Here is a 16,274-nt window from a genome sequence, read left to right as displayed (position 1 = left end):
GTGGCGATAACGGGCCTGAAATCGTATTTTTGGGCGCGAAAATGTCTCTTTTAGAGCGACCAAACATCAAATACATTTTTCACGGACGTGAGGATGAACTGGCTCCGCTGCTGAAAAAATATCCTGAGTTACAAGCCGTGTCCGAAATCAGACATTCTGACAATGTGATTTCGATGGATGAAAAACCAACCCAGGCATTGCGCAAGGGCCGCGGAAAATCATCCATGTGGAATGCACTGCAATCTGTTGCGGACGGCGATGCCGATGCGGCGATTTCAGGGGGTAATACCGGCGCACTCATGGCAATGGCGACTTTCTGCTTGCGCCCGATGAAGGGCATCTCCCGACCTGCATTGGCCGCGATTTGGCCCACGCTTCGCGCAGAAATTGTGGTGCTCGATGTGGGCGCGACCGTTGGTTTTGACAAACAACAATTGGTCGATTTTTCAATTCTAGGTGCCGCACTGGCGCGGGCCCTGTTCGATATGAATGAGCCAACCGTTGGCCTGCTCAATGTCGGCACAGAGGAAGTCAAAGGCCTAGATGCGGTTAAAGATGCCGCCAAAGAGCTTCGCTCACACACGGGTTGTGGCTACCATTATCACGGCTTTGTTGAAGGCGATGACATTGGTAAGGGCACTGTGGATGTGGTGGTAACCGAAGGTTTTACGGGCAATATTGCCCTCAAAACAGCTGAAGGTACGGCGCGTCAGGTCGGTTCTTATTTGCGTACTGCACTGACCAGCAGCTGGATAACAAAACTTGGCGCGCTGATTGCGTCGGGCGGTTTACGCACCTTGCGCGATAAAATGGACCCGCGTAACGCCAATGGCGCTGTGTTCCTTGGCGTAAATGGAATTGTAATTAAAAGTCATGGCGGCACTGACGAAATTGGCTTTAAGAGTGCGATTGGCATTGCATATGAAATGGCCCACAACCGATTGATGGACAAAATCGGCGATGGACTGAAGCAGTTTGAAACGCCCGCCGACAAGGCATTAGAGGGCGACAAAACAAATGATGAGGTAGCATCGGCGTGAGTGGGGTAAAATCAGTTGTGCGTGGAGTTGGGCATTATTTGCCCAAGAATGTTGTCACAAACCATGACCTAGAGAAAAAAGTCGACACAACACACGAGTGGATTGTTCAGCGTACTGGTATCGAGCAGCGCCACATCGCGACAAAAGATGAACAAACATCAGACCTTGCTCTGAATGCCGCAAAGAATGCGCTTGCTGCAGCGGGTATGGATGCGTCCGAAATTGACCTGGTCATCGTGGCGACCACCACGCCTGATCGCACTTTCCCTGCAACAGCGGCTTTGGTGCAAGAAAAACTTGGCATTACCCAAGGCGCTGCATTTGATATCCAAGCCGTGTGTTCTGGATTTGTGTATGCCGTTGCAACTGCCGATAGCTACATGAAAAATGGCTTGGGCACAAAGGCGTTGGTCATTGGTGCCGAAACCTTCTCACGACTATTGGACTGGGAAGATCGCACAACCTGCGTCCTGTTCGGCGATGGTGCGGGTGCGATGATTCTTGAGGCTGTCCCGAACGATACTGAAGGCGATCGAGGTGTTTTGTCCAGTTGCTTGCGCTCAAACGGCGAACATTGGCGAAAACTCTATGTGGACGGTGGACCTTCATTGACGCAATCCGTTGGTTTTGTGCGCATGGAAGGTAAAGAAGTTTTCCGCCACGCAGTCGGCATGATCTCTGACGTAGTGGAAGGCGCATTTGAAAAAGCGGGTGTTCAACCCGATGAGTTGGATTGGTTTGTACCCCATCAAGCAAACAAACGAATTATTGATGGTGCGGGTAAAAAACTCAAAATTCCAGCTGAAAAAGTTATTGTGACGGTCGACAAACATGCGAATACATCAGCGGCATCGGTGCCGATGGCGCTGAGTATTGGGGTTGCAGATGGGCGGATTAAACAGGGCGATCTTGTTATGCTTGAGGCCATGGGCGGTGGATTTACGTGGGGTGCGTCATTGGTACGTTGGTAATCGTAGCAAGAGTTTGCGCTTCATCATTGACCAGATGAAATGTCACATCTATGCTCGTTAACATATTGAAATGCATTGCGGAGCGGACATGACAAGTAAAACATTAACGCGCGCTGACCTTAGTGAGGCAGTATATCAGCAGGTCGGCCTTTCACGGGCCGAATCATCTGATTTGGTCGAGCGTGTATTGGATTTGATGAGTGATGCACTGGTCGCGGGGGAAAGCGTCAAGTTGTCGTCATTTGGTTCATTTTTGGTGCGGTCTAAGAATGAGCGGATTGGCCGGAATCCTAAAACCGGTGAAGAAGTCCCGATTTTGCCAAGGCGCGTTTTGGTATTCAAGCCAAGCAATGTCCTGAAGTCCAAAATCAACGACAAGATGCTGAACGCTAAATAACAAAATTACTGCGTTTAGCCATTACGAGGGTGGAGCCGTTGGAAAAGTCGCCAGACGCATTTCGAACCATATCGGAAGCGGCCGATGAGCTTGACTTGCCTCAGCATGTCTTACGGTTTTGGGAAACACGTTTTTCACAAATCAAACCACTTAAGCGCGGAGGCGGTCGTCGCTATTATCGCCCCGACGATGTGCAATTGCTGAGCGGCATCAGATACCTATTATATGATGAGGGCTTCACCATCAAAGGTGTGCAAAAAATCCTCAAGGAAAATGGCGCTCGCCATGTCATCACCATTGGAGAAACCGGCGCAATTGAGCCCGTAGTCCCCATCGGTGGCAATGATAATGCGGCCGAAACGCCAAAGATCGCACCACCGGAGGCTTCTCACGGCGCTGGCAAGATCGATACCTATTCCCGCGCCCGGCTCAATGAAGCTTTACACGAATTGCTAGAATGTAAGCGGATTTTGGACAAGGCAACCGAAGAGCCGTTGAATTAGTGGGTAAGCGTCGATTGAATGTCCGAAAATTGGACTATGATCAATGTTTCGCTTTGATCCGCTTCGTCGCGGGATTTGTTTTTCTTGGATTCTTTGGCTGGGTGTTTGGCTTTAGCCTTGGTGAAATGTACCTTGAAAAAGAATTTTCTTTCGATCCATCCAATATACTTGTTGTCGGTGTGCTGCCGCTAATTCTTGGCTGTTGGCTGCTTGTTCATTCTGCCACCAAGATACTTGCGTTTGTGCATTCCAGGCATAGTTGGATAATTCTGACTACACTTCTCGCGCTTTCAACTGTTGTGGTGACAGCCGTTTTTGGCTTCAACAATGCCTTGGATCGCTTTGCGGAGCCGTATGATGAGGCTACCAAGGCTTACGTTGTTGTCGCGTTCATCTCTTTCTTTGCAATTTGTGCAAATTTAGCATGGCGACTTGGGAAAATCACCATTTGGCATGACCTGATTGACGGAAACCAAGTTGCGTTCTCGGGAACTGATGATAAAAACTAAGAAAAATGGTCGGAGTGGCCAGATTTGAACTGACGACCCTCTGTCCCCCAGACAGATGCGCTACCAGGCTGCGCTACACCCCGACTTGCCGCCTTGTTAGCCAAATTCGTTCGCGGACGCAAGCAAACCTTGCTGTAAATTGGTCGCTATATGCAGTTACAAGAGATTGCGGCTTAACAGCCGGTCAAATTTGGGTTAGCCATCCACACGAAGCATTTGGATTTGGCAATGGATTTGATCAAAAATACAGGCATCAGCGCCCAGAAATTGCACACCGCACTTGCCCTTTGGCCAGGACTGGGTGGCAGCCAATCTACTCTGATCAACCACACAGAAAACGCAACGTTTCGCCTCGACTTGCCACAAGGGGGCAAAAGAATACTGCGGGTGCACCGCCTTGGATATAATGGCGATCGGGCTATATTGTCTGAACTCGTCTGGGCCAAAGCGTTGCGCGACGACACGGGCATAAAAACCCCAATTGCTGTTGCCGGAAATGATGGCTCCCTAGTTCAGCGCTTCGCCGTTGGGCCAAGTGACCAGCAGCATTACATGGTATTATTTGAATTCGAGGCCGGTCGCGAACCGCTCGACAGCGAAGATCTGATCGAACCATTCAAGCAACTCGGACAACTCGCGGCGCGTGCCCACAATCACGTGCAGCATTGGGCGCTGCCGTCAGACTTCGAACGACTGCGGTGGGACGCCAACAGCATTCTTGACGAGAACGGTTTGTGGGGTGATTGGCGACAAGCGCCGGGCATGAACGCCGTCTATCGACCTGTGTTTGATCAGCTCGACAGTATGTTGCGCGAGCGACTGCACCGGTTTGGGCAGGGCATCGACCGCTACGGCCTTATTCACGCAGACATGCGCTTAGCAAATCTTTTGATCAATGGCGATCAAATCAAACTGATTGATTTCGATGATTGTGGGTTTTGTTGGCATCTTTATGACTTTGCAGCTGCTGTTTCATTCATAGAAGATAGCCCACAAATTCCGGTGCTGAAATCTGCGTGGTTAAGTGGATACAGAGCTAAGAGGCCACTTTCTCAAGCAGAAGAAGATGAAATCGACACGTTCATCATGTTGCGACGCATGGCGCTCACCGCTTGGATCGGGTCGCATAGCGAAACCGCTTTTGCCCAAAGTTTGGCTGTTGATTTTGTGCCGCGTGGTGCAGTGCTCGCGCACAAATATTTGGCGAAATTCAGGTAGGCTAGGGAAGGCGCCGCGTATTGCGGTCGCCTTGATAGACATCATAACCAGCGGATACGCCCCAAATAATGCCCATAATCAAGAACAGGTGTCGCCAGTGGTCAATGTCGATGATTGCCGCTTCCAAGATGAGCGGCAGGAATGTCGCGAAAGCGGGGATCATCAGTAAGCGGTTTGGAGATGCTATCGCCAATGAAGCAACTGCACGCCAGATTGTCATCAATATCAGCCACAAAAACGCGCCGCCACCCAACCAACCATAATCTAAGAATATCTTGAGATAGGTGTTGTGCGGCTGCTCGGTGACCAGCAACTCCCCGAACTGCCATGGGCCAATGCCAAGTGGGTTGTTCAGCGCAAGGGCATAGCCCCAAGCCTGACGGCCAAACCGACCTGTTTCGCCGCCGTCATAGCTTTGAACCAGTGAAGCGCGTTGCACAAACAATTCGGACACTTGCGGAATCATCAATAGCCCCAATATGCCGACGGCCAGCAAAAATACGCCAGCAATGGCCAGACCGAGCATTCGAATTCGTTCGCGAGGCGTTGCCTCAAGTTTAAAATTCAAAATGAACACAATGAGGAAGGTGAACAGTAGGTGTCCCCACGCGCCGCGTGAGAATGAAACGAATACCCCCACAGATATAATGGCCAACCACACCACATTCATGAACATTTTTTTAGGGTTGCCGAGCAATATGCGTTGCAGCAAATAGGCGGTCGGCAGAATGAGAAATGGACCAAACACATTGGGGTCTTTAAAGAACGCTTTGGCGCGTCCATAGCGCAAAAACAAATCCTTGCCCGGTATTAAACCCAAATAGGCGAGGGTGCCGATCAGTGCGGCGACCACAGCCGCAAACAGATAGGCTTTGTTGATTAGCCGCATCCGTTCGAACGGTTTCTCCGCAATGAAGTTTGCGACAAAATACCCGGTGAGGAGCAAGAATACCGTGACCGTGGTAAATATCAAACCCTTGGAAAGGGTCGAGTATTTCATCTGCAAAATGGCAATAAACGCTGGCGGGATGAACAACAAAACCGCCATCAAATAGTTGTTGGTGCGTCGAGAAATTGGTAACCCAGCAATCAAAGCGCAAACAAGTACCGCAACGAAAACGACTTCGTAAGGGGAGGGCTCGATAAGCACCAAGGCCCCGCCAGCAATCCAAATCGGCACCAGCATCATCATCAAACGGTGTGCGATTGCCGCACCGCTGATCTTGATGTTTTCGCTCGCAAATGTAGACTGAACCGACATGACTTTGCTGCTGCGCTAGTACGCGCCCTCGTTTTTGCTCACAAGCGAAACCGGAGTCATGATGAGAATATACAGGTCAAGGAATATCGACCAGTTTTCGATGTAGTACAGGTCATGGTTGACCCGCTGCATGATTTTATCAACCGTGTCAGTTTCGCCCCGCCAGCCATTGATTTGCGCCCATCCGGTAATGCCGGGCTTTACGCGATGCCGCGCAAAATAGCCGTCCACCGCATCATGGTATAATCGATCTTCGGCTTTTGCTTGCAAGGCGTGTGGACGTGGCCCACAGATCGAAAGCTCACCGCGAAGGACATTAAGAAATTGCGGCAATTCATCAATTGAGGTTTTACGGATGAAACGACCAACTTTGGTCACACGCGGGTCGTCTTTCGTGACAAGTTTAGTGGCCTTCTCGTCAGACATATCGGTATACATCGAACGGAATTTGAATACGTTGATGAGTTCGTTATTAAAACCATGTCGTTTTTGTTTGAAGAAAACAGGCCCTTTGCTTTCCATCTTGATGGCGATCGCAGTGATCAACATGATTGGCGAAAACAGCACAAGCGCAACCGCCGCAAAAATCTTGTCGAACAGCCATTTCGCAACGATATTCCAATCTGATATTGGTTTGTCTGCCATATCAAACACGGGCACGTCGCCAAGGAAAGAATAAGCGCGTGGTTTGAACTTGAGCTTACTCATATGTGCGCTCAAACGAATATCAACTGGCAACACCCACAATTGCTTGAGCATGTGCAATACGCGGGTCTCTGCCGAAACGGGTAGGGACACAATGACTAGGTCAATGCGCGTTAGGCGCGCAAACTCCACCAAGTCCGCAACTTTGCCCAACTTCGGGCAATCAGCCACCAATTCGGGCGAACGTTTGTCCGCACGATCATCAAAAAGCCCAAGCAGTTCTATGTCGTTGGTTGCCGTTTGTGTGATGCTTTTTATGAGTGTTTCAGCATCCGGTCCGCCGCCAACAAGCACCGTGCGGCGCTTTAATTGACCACCAATTGTCCATTGAAGGATCAGACTGCGCACAGCGATACGATAAAACACCAAAAATGCGGAACCAACAACAAACCAGCCCAAAAGCCAAACACGGGAAAAACTGTCGCTCAACTTGAGCAAAAACAATGCAGCAACAACCACCAACAAGGCTGCACCCCACACGCCGAGCGCGCGGCTAATTTGCTTTAGCGTTGTGCGATATTTCTGTATGGAGTGATTTTTGACAAGGTTTTGGCCAAACAATGCCAAAGTAGATGCACCAACTGACAGAACAAGATAGGGTAAGAAATCGGCTTCTGTGACGTAAGTCAGATAAACGATGATGCCAATAACGGCGAGCAGAACCAGCTCAACAGCTTGAACGACGCCGACAATAATTTTGCTCGACATAGCTGAATCGATAGGCGACGACGCAATTTCTTTCGCTCGTTTGGACAAAGAACTTTCGGCAACGGCTTTTTGCCGAGCGCCAACGATTTCTGTCACGACCTCTTTTGCGTCGATTCGATACATCTGGTGCGGTTCCTGAATTCAAAAACATTTTTCAAGACCCCACAATACGGCTTAAGGCGTGAAAACCCGATGAAATATCATGGTTAACATATTGCTATTGTTTCAAATAGATAGCGAGTATGTCACCCGCCATTTTCTCCATTGAGAACGCGTTGCGCACATGGGCAAGCAGTTTAGCATTGTGCTTTTCAAGGCCATCACCGCCATCCAAATATTCTTGCATTGTGGTCGCAAGGGCCGCGACATCCGTCGGGGGGATTAATCGGTGTTTTTCGTCGCCAAAAATTTCTGAAATGCCACCAACATTAGTTGAGATCACGCTTTTTCGTGCGGCTATGGCCTCCAGCACTATGTATGGTAGCGACTCTTTGAGCGATGGTACAATCACCACATCAGCGCGTGCAAACCCAGTGCGTGCGGGCTGTGCACCAACAAACTCAACGCGGCTTTCAAGGCCAAGCTCAGCGCTCAATTGTTCAAACTGCACCCGGTGCGGTCCATCGCCAACAAGCAACAGGCGAGCGGGTGTGCCATCATTCTTTTTAACCCTTGGCAGGGCGCGAAGCAGATATTCAACACCCTTAAGGTCGCGCAGCTCGCCAACAAAAACAAAATCAAAGTCGCCATTGGATGCAATCGGCGTGAATTCATCGTCGGCCAGCCCATTGTGAATGACAACGCCTTTGGTCCCCACGTCCGCGATCTGCGAGCGGTAAGTTGCAGCCGCATAGTCACTCTCAAAAATCATATGATCGCTGTGTGGAATTAGCAGTTTTTCGAGAAGATGAAAAACCCGACCAGCGGCGGACGTCGTTGAAAAATGCAAAACTCCACCATGCGGCGTGTATACTTTTTTGGTTTTTGACTTTCCCAATGCTGCAATGCGCGCGTGAAATCCGCCCTTCGCCCCATGCCCATGCACCACATCAATTCTCAATTGTGATATGAGTTGTCGTATTCTAAATGGGGCTATTAGGTCGCTCGCACCAAACAGACGGGGGATGGCAATTGGATGAATGCCAAGCTTCAAATGCTTTGATATCTGGCCGAGTTTTGTTGCGGTTTCAGCATCATAGGATAAGGCGTCGACCACCAAACCGACCTCATGACCTTGTTCATCAAGATAGCTGGCCAAATCGCAAACATGCCTAAATAGCCCGCCAACCGGCGCCCGTAAAATCTGCAGAGCTCGTAATGGCTTCGTCATGATACCTAATCTCGTATGTCAGGAATTAGAGCCAGCGTTCGTGTACCACAATCGTATCACCGGGCTGTATGGGGTCATCCATGTTCGCCCGAATAGTGGTAATGCCCGCGCCGCTCTTGCGATAAATTGTAGCTGAGTTTTTCACCGCCACGTCAGTAAACCCGCCCGCAGTACTCACAGCCGCGCGCACCGTCATACCAAATACGAACGGGAATTGACCCGAACTCGAAACTTCGCCTTGAATGAAGAATGGGCGATATTGGGTCACCTCAACCGCGACGTTTGGATCGCGCAAATAGTCGCTTGCAAGGCGTTTGGTCACAAGTGCGCTGACTTCATTCACGGTTTTACCACGCACATATACGCGCCCGACCAACGGCATTGAAATATAACCAGCATCGTCAATGCCATAATTGGTCGAGAGTTGCGCATCATTATAGACATTTATGCGAAGCACGTCGCCAGTGTCGAGCAAGTAAGATGCGTTAGATTGGCCAAATGTGGGTTCAAGCAATCCTGTTGTGCGCGGACCGGTGGCGCACGCAGAAACAAACAACAGAGCAAACAGAGCCGCAAAACGCACCAAACGCATAACAAAGACCTTTTGAGATTCGACGTCGTGAACTTTTATGGGGTGGTTATGGTTAATAATCCGGAAAAATCGTAAATCTATTGATGCACCAACAAGAGCGGGTTTTGGTAAAATTAACTGAATTCTTACCATACAGGGGTGACAAGAGATTCTTGAAGATTAGGACTTTGAAGGAATACCTCATATGACCCAGAATGGGGCTAAAAGCTACGAGGACGTTCAGATCAACGTTCACCACTTGTTTGGTGCGATGTTTCGCGCACTACCACGGGTGCTCATTGTCACCGTCATTCTTTGCGCACTGACTTTTCTGTCATTTTCCTTCATGACCAAGCAATTCACAGCCGAAACCAGTGTTTTGCTGGAACCGCGCAGCGATAGTTTTGCTCAATCAGCTGGTTCGAGCACTACCCAAACCAACCAAACATCTGTTGATGGTGGCGCGATTGCCAGTCAAATCCAACTGCTCAAGTCGCGTGAAACGCTTTTACGGGTAGTGGATGCTCTTGATTTGCGCTCAGATCCTGAGTTCGTTGGCAGTTCTGCTGGGCCTCTGGATTTGCTTTTTGCGGTATTTTCTATCGGCAGCAGTTCTTCATCCGGCGAAGTTAAGGTCACCTCCGACGACAAAATCATCAGCAAATTGTCAAGCAATCTCGTTGCAGCGCAAGCCAGAGATAGCCGAGTGATTTCGATAAAATACACAGCTGAGAACCCGCAAACAGCATCCAAAGTTGCTGACGCGCTTGCAAAAGCGTTGGTTGCACGTCGCTCAGGGCTTTCATTTGAGGACACTTCGGACGCATCTGCGTGGCTTGATCAAGAAATTGAACGACTAAGCCGGGATGTTTTGGCAGCTGAAAATGTGGTCGCAAATTTTCGGGTAGATAATGACTTGTTCCGATCAACCCGCGACACCACATTAATTGGTCAGCAACTCTCAGACCTGTCGCGCCAAATCAGCACGGTGTCAGAGCGCAAAAATGCCGCCGCAACGCGGGGCCGACTCATTCGCGACTTGCTCAGTGCTGGGCGCAGCCTTGAAGCGGTGCCAGACGTGCGCCAATCTCCTGTTATTCAACGCATGTCCGAGCAAAAAGCAAACTTTCAAGCCTCACGCGCGCAGTCTGCCGCCACTTTGTTGAGCAATCACCCCACATTGCAGGCACTTGACGCGCAAATTCTTGACATAGATCGCCAAATTCAGCGCGAAGGTCTGCGGATAGCTGAATCGCTCGAGACCCAGGCAAAAATTGAAGGCGAACTCGAAAAATCATTGCGTGACGATTTGGTTCGGCTGAAGATATCAGCGTCCAGTGCAGAGCGCAGCGGTGTAACGCTCGCCGAGCTTGAGCGGGAGGCAACCGCCAAGCGCAACCTATTGAACACCTTTCTTGCGCGACAAAGCGAAGCCACTGCCCGAACCAATACCGGTGCGATTTTTCCTGATGTGCGGATTATTTCCACCGCAGCGACGCCAACCACGGCGTCTTGGCCAAACAAGCCATTGCTGTTGGTTTTGGTGGGCAGCATTTCTTTTGTGGTGCAGATTGGCATTATCATCATTGGCGAACTTGCTGCAGGCAATGTAATCACAGTGCGCTCTGAATTGCGCGAAGATGAGTTTTCTGAATTGCCCGTTCGTGCAGAACCTATTCTGGCTAAAGCAACTCCGGATGAGCAGGACCAAACCCAACAGGCTGAAATGCCCGAGTTGCCAGAACAGTCCCCCAACCAAGAATTGGACGAAGGCACAAGTGCACCTATCGGTGAGCAAGAATTGTCCGCCCCCGTTGCGCTTAAAGCTGCAGAGTTGCCGCTGGAAAGCGCAGAAGCACCAGTGGTTGCAGATATGCCGGAACGCAAACATCAGACGCCTAGTGACGCGCAGACAACACAATCAATGCAGGCCATAGTCGGGCGCTTGTTGATCAAACCGCAAAATATCGTTTTGGTCGCAAGTGCTGATCAAGAGCGCATCGACAGTATTGTCGCGGGGGAATTGCAACAAGAGTTGGCCGCCGCTGGTGCTTCGACCATTTTGCTCAACGCTGGTGGGGCGGATCATATTAGCGTGCGTGGCCTCACAGATATGTGTGTTGGTGAAGCGGACTTTGGCGAAATCATTCATGCGGGCGTAACCGACAATGAATTTTTTGTACCATGGGGAACAAAAGATAAGTTGCAATTCTCCAATGCGCGTTTTTCGCTGATGATTGAGGCTTTGAACGAAATTTATGATGTTGTCATTGTCGAATGTGGACAGTTTGGTCTACGCGCACCATTCTCTCCGTTCACAGGTTTAAATGCGTCATTGTTGATCGCTGGTGACCATTTAAGCGTTGACTTGACCGCGCGATTGACTGGTGACGCAAATGCAATTGGGATTGAAAATATATCGTTCATTTCGCCGCAAAACCTAAAGTCGAACGTGGCTTAGTGGGGCGAAGCTGTGTCAAATCTTAAGTACCGAATAATTCGTTTGGCAATGGAGATATTTGCTTTGCCCGGCGTCGCGCGCTCGATTCGCTCCTTTTCATCCTGTCGTGGTGTGATTTTTACCATGCACCGGGTTCTGCCGGACGCCCCAGCCGCGTTCTCACCCAATTCTATATTGCAGATCACACCGCAATTTTTGGAGCGGGTTATTCTGACCTGCCGTGAAAGAAATGTTGATATTGTCGATTTGGATGAGGCATTGCGACGCCTAAAATCATGCGACAAAGAAAACCAGTTTGCGGTTTTCACGCTTGATGATGGTTACAAAGACAATCTCCAATTCGCCCTGCCCATTTTGCGAAAATATGGTTGCCCATTTACACTGTTCATTGCGCCAAATCTTATTGACGCCAAGGCAGAGATTTGGTGGCAGGCGCTCGAAGATATTGTGCGGGAAAATGACAGTCTCGAATTTGATTTAGGGCAGGGTCCTGAATATCGCGAAACGTCAACACTCCATAGCAAAACCCAAACGTTCGACGAACTCTATTGGTTCATGCGGGAAAAGCCCGAAATTGATCGCCTAAAACTATTACACGCTTTGGCCAAGCGCTATTCATTTGATTTATATGCCCATTGTCGCGATTTAATTATGGATTGGGAAGAACTTAGAACTTTTGTGGACGAGCCACTTTGTACAATTGGTGCGCACACAATGAACCACTATGAATTGAACAAGCTGCCGGCCGACGAAATGAGAGAAGAAATCGGGAAATCAATAAATTCTTTGGCTGAGAAAACCGGCATTGAACCGACCCATTTTTCCTATCCAATCGGCGGGCGATTGTCTGCAGGACCGCGTGAATTCGCAGCGGTAAAAGACCTGGGATTCGCATCGGCCGTCACCACCCGTCCTGGTGGTCTGTACAAAGAAAATGCCGAGCACACCGAAGCGTTGCCAAGGGTTTCACTAAACGGCCATTATCAGAAAAGTCGGTTTATTGACGTGTTTCTAACGGGGGCAATCTTCACCTCTCATAGTGGGGGCAAAAAAGTCAATCTTGACCAGGTGGCAATTCGTCCGGCCGTGCCGACATCCAACGGATTGCCCAAGTAGCCGGGTAAAACCAACAAAACCCAGCAACCACAAAATATGCCAGCAAAACTAGATTATGCGCGTCAATCAACCAGTTTTCATAAATCATGACCGCCACCGTCGCGTAGACGACAATGATCAGCAACAATAAGGGGATGCCGAGCAGTTTACGCTGACTTAAACTCATTTTGTTTCCCATCATTGCAGAGTTCGACCAATTGGTGCGTCATAGCTATCTCTTGCGGTTTTGCGTTCTAGGATTTAACAGAAAGCTGTAAGCAAACAAGAGTAGAAACGCCTCATGTCCGTAATCAATCAACCTACAACCGATAAAATGTACGAAGCAAAGATCCGTCCGGTTCGGCTTTGGCTATATGTTTTGGCGTTATTTGTTCTCTTGATGGTCATGATCGGGGGCGCCACCCGGCTTACAGATTCGGGGTTGTCGATTACTGAGTGGAAACCAATATCTGGGGCAATTCCGCCATTGTCACTGCAAGACTGGAACGCCGAGTTTGATGCGTACAAACAAATTCCAGAATATGAGCAGATCAATAAGGGCATGTCGTTAGCGGAATTTAAGGGCATCTTTTGGTGGGAGTGGGGACATCGCTTTTTAGGCCGGTTCATCGGCCTGGTGTTTTTGATTCCGTTTTTAGTGTTCTTGTTTCAGCGCCGTTTGGATTGGAAGCTCGCGCCATCGCTGGCCGTGCTGTTTTTCTTAGGCGGTTTTCAAGGCTTTCTAGGCTGGTGGATGGTCTCCTCGGGCCTGAGTGAACGTGTGGACGTATCTCAATATCGATTGGCCGCGCATCTTGGTGCCGCGTGTGTGCTGTTTATCTCCATCATTTGGGTTGCGCGGCGCTTGCGCCCCGCGCAAGTGATGTGGGTGCAAAAGGGGTGGCCAGCACTAATTGCCGGACTTGGTTTACTTGTGTTCTTGCAAATAGTCGCTGGGGCATTTGTTGCCGGACTTGATGCAGGCTTTAGCCACAATACATGGCCGCTGATGGCCGGAAAGTTTGTTCCTTCGGGGTTAGCGATGCTTGATCCGCTATGGATCAACAGTTTTGAGAACATCATTACAGTTCAATTCAACCATCGTATGATTGCGTATTTGATTTTCGTCGTGGTCGTCGGACTAACGTGGCGGGCGTGGAATAAAACTCAATTCGACGGCGTGCATGGATGGATGGCCACAATCGCTATTCTGACACTTGTGCAAGTGATTTTGGGCGTTCTGACCCTGATTTATGTAGTGCCGCTGTATTTAGCGCTTGCCCACCAGGTTACAGCGTTCGTTTTGATCGGCGCGATCACCGCCTATCTATCTGATATGTATAAACAAAGTTAGCGGTATTATTATACCCATAACGTAACCTATTGAAAAATAACGATTAAAACTTAGTGCTTGACTGCAAGGTAAAACTTGTCTAAATCGCACGTCGAACCTACTGGAAGCTGGGATTTCGCTCAGTTTATCAATCCAGCAAATCAAGGATTTGGAAATGAAGACGTACTCGGCAAAACCGAGCGAGATCGAGAAAAAATGGATCTTGATCGACGCAGAAAAAATGGTGGTTGGTCGCCTTGCTGCTGTCATCGCAACTCGTTTGCGCGGCAAGCATAAGCCAACATTCACACCGCACATGGATTGTGGCGATAATGTTATCGTTATCAATGCTGACAAAGTGAAATATACCGGCAAGAAGATGGACAACAAAATCTTCTACTGGCACACAAATCACCCAGGCGGCATTAAAGAGCGTTCAATGCGCGATCTTCTTGAAGGTCGTTTCCCTGAACGTGTGTTGGAAAAAGCTATTGAGCGTATGATGCCAGGTGGCCCACTTACACGTGCCCAGCTGAAAAATCTCCGTGTTTACGGCGGTTCTGAACATCCTCATGAAGCCCAAAATCCAGAAGTTTTGGACGTCGCGTCTATCAACCCTAAAAACAAGCGGGTGAAGTAACATGGCTGAACAAGAGACCATCAACTCGCTCGAAGAATTGGGCGAAGTAGCAGCTGTTGCAACTCAAGAAGCAGCGCCAGTATACGAACAAAAACTTGATGCACATGGCCGTGCATATGCAACCGGCAAGCGTAAAGACGCTGTTGCTCGCGTATGGATCAAGCCTGGTTCAGGCAAAATCACCATCAATGGTCGTGAAATGCCTGTTTACTTTGCACGTCCAGTTTTGCAAATGGTTGTCCAACAGCCCATCGTTGCGGCTGAACGCAAAGACCAATATGACGTTGTTGCAACCGTTTCCGGTGGTGGCTTGTCAGGTCAAGCTGGTGCGGTTCGTCACGGTATTTCAAAAGCTTTGACCCATTTTGAACCTGCATTGCGCGGCGTTCTGAAAAAGGGCGGCTTCCTGACGCGGGATAGCCGTGTTGTTGAACGTAAGAAATTTGGCCGGGCAAAAGCGCGTCGTTCTTTCCAGTTCTCCAAGCGCTAGTCTTTCAAGCACTTTGCACAAAAATTCAAAGGGTCGGCATTTGTCGGCCCTTTTTTTATCCAGTGACAATCAATTGGTTCAACCTTTTGATTGCGAGTAGGGGCATCACGACGTACCCTGATATCTCTTCATCTGTGTAGGATTCCTTCGTGCAACGCTCCCAACCTTTAAAAGCCACCTATTGGATGATTGGTGCGATGGCAGCATTTTCCCTGATGGCCATCGCGGGTAGGGAGCTGGGCGGTCTTCTGGATACATTTGAGATCATGATGTATCGCTCGTTCTTGGGCATATTCATTGTGCTTGTCTTCGGCAAAATGTCCGGAACATTGGGCACAATTGGCTTTAGCAAAATCAAGCTGCACGCGCTGCGAAACACATCGCACTTTATAGGGCAAAATCTTTGGTTTTATGCAGTGACCATTGTGCCGCTTTCGCAGCTCTTTGCCTTCGAGTTTTCATCGCCACTTTGGGTTATCGTATTGGCGCCAATTTTCTTAGGTGAAAAGCTAAACGCCACCAAAATTTTTGCAGTAATTCTCGGGTTTGCTGGCATCCTGATTGTTGCGCGGCCGGGTTCCATCGTTATCGACCTTGCAATCATTGCAGCGGCAACCTGTGCGATATTCTTTGCTGGCACGACGATGGCGACAAAAAAGCTGACAGGAACCCAAACAACCACCGCCATTTTGTTCTGGCTTGTTGTCATGCAGTCCGTTCTGGGGGTGGTTTTTGCCGGTTATGACGGAAAAATTGCTATCCCCCAGGGAAGTGAAATTGCATTAGTGGCCATCATTGGCGTTTGCGGCTTGCTCGCCCATTTTTGCATCACAAATGCGCTCAATTTGGCACCAGCGACCGTGGTCACGCCGCTCGAATTTGCCCGGTTGCCGTTGATCGCCTTTATTGGGTTTGTGCTCTATCAAGAGGCTTTTGAATGGCCTGTAATTGTCGGTGCCTTGCTTGTACTCGCCGCCAATATCATCAATATTCTGAGTGAAAAAAAGCGAAACAATAAAATCCTGGCAACTGCAACATAGAT

The 16,274-nt window shown here is 49.3% G+C and carries 17 protein-coding genes and 1 tRNA gene; 12 read left to right on the top strand and 6 right to left on the bottom strand.

What is annotated here, in order from left to right; translation table 11 throughout:
* From plsX to ACJAZW_RS04625, 5 genes are all read left to right on the top strand, one after another.
* Positions 1-1,040, top strand: a 1,040-nt coding sequence (gene plsX / locus ACJAZW_RS04645; protein WP_415155706.1) for a phosphate acyltransferase PlsX, incomplete at its 5' end; no start/stop codon positions are given.
* On the top strand, positions 1,037-2,011 hold the full coding sequence (locus tag ACJAZW_RS04640) for a beta-ketoacyl-ACP synthase III (RefSeq protein ID WP_415155705.1): 975 nt from the start codon (positions 1,037-1,039) through the stop codon (positions 2,009-2,011). The genes plsX and ACJAZW_RS04640, both read left to right, overlap by 4 nt.
* A gap of 88 nt (positions 2,012-2,099) precedes the next feature.
* A complete protein-coding gene (locus ACJAZW_RS04635) occupies positions 2,100-2,408 on the top strand; it encodes an integration host factor subunit alpha (RefSeq protein WP_415155704.1) in 309 nt (102 codons plus the stop codon).
* Between the two features lie 38 nt (positions 2,409-2,446).
* Entirely contained in the window at positions 2,447-2,911 is a 465-nt protein-coding gene (locus ACJAZW_RS04630; RefSeq protein WP_415155703.1) for a MerR family transcriptional regulator, read from the top strand.
* Positions 2,911-3,420: a hypothetical protein gene (locus tag ACJAZW_RS04625; protein WP_415155702.1), complete on the top strand. Its 510-nt coding sequence runs from the start codon at positions 2,911-2,913 to the stop codon at positions 3,418-3,420. The genes ACJAZW_RS04630 and ACJAZW_RS04625 overlap by 1 nt, the downstream gene beginning before the upstream one ends.
* A gap of 6 nt (positions 3,421-3,426) precedes the next feature.
* Here the strand turns inward: ACJAZW_RS04625 and ACJAZW_RS04620 are convergent.
* Positions 3,427-3,503, bottom strand: a tRNA-Pro gene (locus tag ACJAZW_RS04620).
* Positions 3,504-3,648: 145 nt separating this feature from the next.
* Between ACJAZW_RS04620 and ACJAZW_RS04615 the strand changes: the two genes are divergently transcribed.
* A complete protein-coding gene (locus ACJAZW_RS04615) occupies positions 3,649-4,638 on the top strand; it encodes a phosphotransferase enzyme family protein (RefSeq protein ID WP_415155701.1) in 990 nt (329 codons plus the stop codon).
* 1 nt (position 4,639) lies between these two features.
* On the opposite strand, the gene ACJAZW_RS04610 is transcribed toward ACJAZW_RS04615, so the two are convergent.
* The 4 genes from ACJAZW_RS04610 to ACJAZW_RS04595 form a co-directional block, all read right to left on the bottom strand.
* Entirely contained in the window at positions 4,640-5,899 is a 1,260-nt protein-coding gene (locus ACJAZW_RS04610; RefSeq protein WP_415155700.1) for an O-antigen ligase family protein, read from the bottom strand.
* A 15-nt stretch (positions 5,900-5,914) separates the two neighbouring features.
* Complete coding sequence (locus ACJAZW_RS04605; RefSeq protein ID WP_415155699.1) at positions 5,915-7,435, bottom strand: undecaprenyl-phosphate glucose phosphotransferase; 1,521 nt, start codon at positions 7,433-7,435, stop codon at positions 5,915-5,917.
* A gap of 94 nt (positions 7,436-7,529) precedes the next feature.
* Positions 7,530-8,642 (bottom strand): glycosyltransferase family 4 protein, encoded by a 1,113-nt coding sequence (locus ACJAZW_RS04600; RefSeq protein WP_415155698.1) that lies wholly within the window; start codon positions 8,640-8,642, stop codon positions 7,530-7,532.
* A gap of 25 nt (positions 8,643-8,667) precedes the next feature.
* Complete coding sequence (locus tag ACJAZW_RS04595) at positions 8,668-9,234, bottom strand: polysaccharide biosynthesis/export family protein (protein WP_415155697.1); 567 nt, start codon at positions 9,232-9,234, stop codon at positions 8,668-8,670.
* A 184-nt stretch (positions 9,235-9,418) separates the two neighbouring features.
* Between ACJAZW_RS04595 and ACJAZW_RS04590 the strand changes: the two genes are divergently transcribed.
* Together ACJAZW_RS04590 and ACJAZW_RS04585 are read left to right on the top strand one after the other, a co-directional pair.
* Positions 9,419-11,674, top strand: coding sequence for a Wzz/FepE/Etk N-terminal domain-containing protein (locus ACJAZW_RS04590; RefSeq protein WP_415155696.1), 2,256 nt, complete (start codon positions 9,419-9,421; stop codon positions 11,672-11,674).
* Positions 11,675-11,686: 12 nt separating this feature from the next.
* Positions 11,687-12,790, top strand: a complete 1,104-nt coding sequence (locus ACJAZW_RS04585) for a polysaccharide deacetylase family protein (RefSeq protein WP_415155695.1) — start codon at positions 11,687-11,689, stop codon at positions 12,788-12,790.
* Here the strand turns inward: ACJAZW_RS04585 and ACJAZW_RS04580 are convergent.
* Positions 12,729-12,956 carry a DUF2842 domain-containing protein gene (locus ACJAZW_RS04580; RefSeq protein ID WP_415155694.1) on the bottom strand — a complete coding sequence of 76 codons (228 nt, stop codon included), beginning with the start codon at positions 12,954-12,956 and terminating at the stop codon, positions 12,729-12,731. The genes ACJAZW_RS04585 and ACJAZW_RS04580 overlap by 62 nt on opposite strands.
* Before the next feature lie 114 nt (positions 12,957-13,070).
* Between ACJAZW_RS04580 and ACJAZW_RS04575 the strand changes: the two genes are divergently transcribed.
* The 4 genes from ACJAZW_RS04575 (at position 13,071) to ACJAZW_RS04560 (ending at position 16,272) form a co-directional block, all read left to right on the top strand.
* Entirely contained in the window at positions 13,071-14,123 is a 1,053-nt protein-coding gene (locus ACJAZW_RS04575; protein WP_415155693.1) for a COX15/CtaA family protein, read from the top strand.
* 154 nt (positions 14,124-14,277) lie between these two features.
* Positions 14,278-14,742 (top strand): 50S ribosomal protein L13, encoded by a 465-nt coding sequence (gene rplM / locus ACJAZW_RS04570; protein WP_415155692.1) that lies wholly within the window; start codon positions 14,278-14,280, stop codon positions 14,740-14,742.
* Position 14,743: 1 nt separating this feature from the next.
* Positions 14,744-15,232 (top strand): 30S ribosomal protein S9, encoded by a 489-nt coding sequence (gene rpsI, locus ACJAZW_RS04565; RefSeq protein WP_415155691.1) that lies wholly within the window; start codon positions 14,744-14,746, stop codon positions 15,230-15,232.
* Positions 15,233-15,381: 149 nt separating this feature from the next.
* Positions 15,382-16,272 (top strand): DMT family transporter, encoded by an 891-nt coding sequence (locus ACJAZW_RS04560; RefSeq protein WP_415155690.1) that lies wholly within the window; start codon positions 15,382-15,384, stop codon positions 16,270-16,272.
* Positions 16,273-16,274: the final 2 nt, after the last annotated feature.

The sequence above is a fragment of the Maritalea sp. genome (genome assembly GCF_047634455.1).
Lineage (GTDB): Bacteria > Pseudomonadota > Alphaproteobacteria > Rhizobiales > Devosiaceae > Maritalea.
This window is presented reverse-complemented; position numbering and strand designations above follow the sequence as displayed.